Raw genomic sequence first — 1,052 nt, 5'->3', positions numbered from 1 at the left:
TGGCAAAGGGCCCGGTAAAAACTAATTTTAGCCTTATCCTGGCTGTCGGGAAATTCCCGGCAGCTGTTTTGTGTTTATTTAGAATCTACATTACCGTAAAATAATAATCCCCCTTATTAGACAAGTTCTAAAACCATTTCTAATAGGGGAGATTTATTGTTTCCACTGTATCACATCTATTTTCAATTTTTAGATGATCAAACGGCCCTATATCACGCCGATTTCCAATTGCGATTTCTCTAGACTAAAAGTGAACTTTACGACTAGCCTCTCTTTATTTTATATCATATAACTTACATTTATCGTAAAAACTCGTTTTACTAATTTCCAGCAGCAGAGCCGCTTCTAGCTTATTACCTTTCGTAACCGCTAAAGCATGTTCAATCGCTTGCTTTTCCACTTGCGCCAGCGTCTCCTTCAATGGCTGAACGAACGATGGTTCCGATGCTGACACAAGATTTGGAGAAACCTCTTGATCGGAGAAATGAATGGCGCTACCGTCCTCCGGCTCAAAATCGCGCAAATACAAAGGCAGGTGGGATACCTTAATCGTTTTACCGTCCAGCACATTAATCGAACGCTCCAAAACATTTTCCAATTCGCGAATGTTCCCCGGCCATGAGTGCTGCATCAGCCTTTCTTTTACTTCAGCAGACAGCTCAATGCTATTGCGATAAAATCTCGTCTCCAATTTTTTTAATAACCGTCTCGCAATCGGGGGGATATCTGCCTTTCTTTCCCTTAGCGGAGGAATATCAATTTTAATGACATTTAAGCGATAATATAAATCTTGACGGAACTCCCCTTTTTCAACCATCTTTTCTAAATCACGATGGGTGGCAGCGATAATCCGTACATCAACAGAGATTGACTTATAGCCGCCTACACGAACAACCTCTTTTTCCTGCAGCACCCTTAATAGTTTGCTTTGCATCGAGAGCGGCATGTCCCCAATTTCATCCAAGAAAAGCGTTCCTCCACCGGCCAGTTCGAACTGCCCCTTCTTACCGCCTTTTTTCGCACCTGTAAAAGCACCATCCTCATAGCCAAAC

Annotated in this window: 1 protein-coding gene; it reads right to left on the bottom strand. The window is 42.4% G+C overall.

The window, feature by feature from the left end:
* Positions 1–274 precede the first annotated feature (274 nt).
* Positions 275–1,052, bottom strand: a 778-nt coding sequence (locus tag V7068_RS20325) for a sigma 54-interacting transcriptional regulator (RefSeq protein ID WP_499714296.1), incomplete at its 5' end; no start/stop codon positions are given.

This window comes from Bacillus sp. JJ634 (genome assembly GCF_036962285.1).
Lineage (GTDB): Bacteria > Bacillota > Bacilli > Bacillales > DSM-1321 > Peribacillus > Peribacillus asahii_A.
Note: the sequence above shows the minus strand (reverse complement) of the source record. Positions and strands in the feature narration are given on the sequence as shown.